Raw genomic sequence first — 737 nt, forward strand, 5'->3', positions numbered from 1 at the left:
TTTTTGTGGAGATGAAAACCCCCTGCTATGCAGGGGGTTCCGGAAAGCTTTTAGCTATGGACAAAAAAAATACTCCAGTCGTACAATAAAATCAGGTCTGGTCAACCGATTACGTACGAAAGGAGCTCCAAAAATGGATAATAAAAGTTTAGCACATACAACATGGAATTGTAAGTATCACATCGTGTTCGCACCAAAATATAGAAGACAAATTATTTATGGTCAAATTAAAGCAGATATCGGAAGAATGTTACGCCAATTATGTGAGAGAAAAGGTGTGGAAATTATTGAGGCGACGGCATGCCCCGATCATATACATATGTTGGTGAGTATTCCACCAAAGTTAAGTGTATCTGCGTTTGTTGGATATTTAAAAGGAAAAAGCAGCCTCATGATTTTCGATCGACATGCCAATTTAAAATATAAATATGGAAATCGAAAGTTTTGGTGTCGAGGTTACTATGTCGATACAGTAGGAAGAAATCGAAAAGTGATGCAAGAGTACATCAAAAATCAGTTACAAGAAGACCTCCTAGAGGATCAAATGACGATGAAGGAATTCATTGATCCTTTCACAGGAGAAGAAATAAAACAAAGAAAAAAATAGATAAACCGCTTTAGCGGTAGTCGGAAACGTAGTGCGGTTGGCAGACCTTTCAGAGCGTCTTTAGACGTGGGCCAGTAACCCAGCGTTTCACGCGCAGAGCAAACCACCAGTTATACTGGTGGTTTTGATT

The 737-nt window shown here is 39.1% G+C and carries 1 protein-coding gene; it reads left to right on the forward strand.

Going from position 1 to position 737, the window contains the following annotated elements; genetic code table 11:
• The first annotated feature begins 133 nt into the window (after nt 1-133).
• Nucleotides 134-607, forward strand: coding sequence for an IS200/IS605 family transposase (tnpA, locus tag AC3II9_RS21475; RefSeq protein WP_489158725.1), 474 nt, complete (start codon nt 134-136; stop codon nt 605-607).
• Nucleotides 608-737: the final 130 nt, after the last annotated feature.

Source organism: Lysinibacillus sp. RU7, from assembly GCF_057837305.1.

Excerpts from the sequence above, each read along its gene's own strand:
- tnpA (WP_489158725.1), top strand. The coding sequence starts at position 134 with ATGGATAATAAAAGTTTAGCACATACAACATGGAATTGTAAGTATCAC.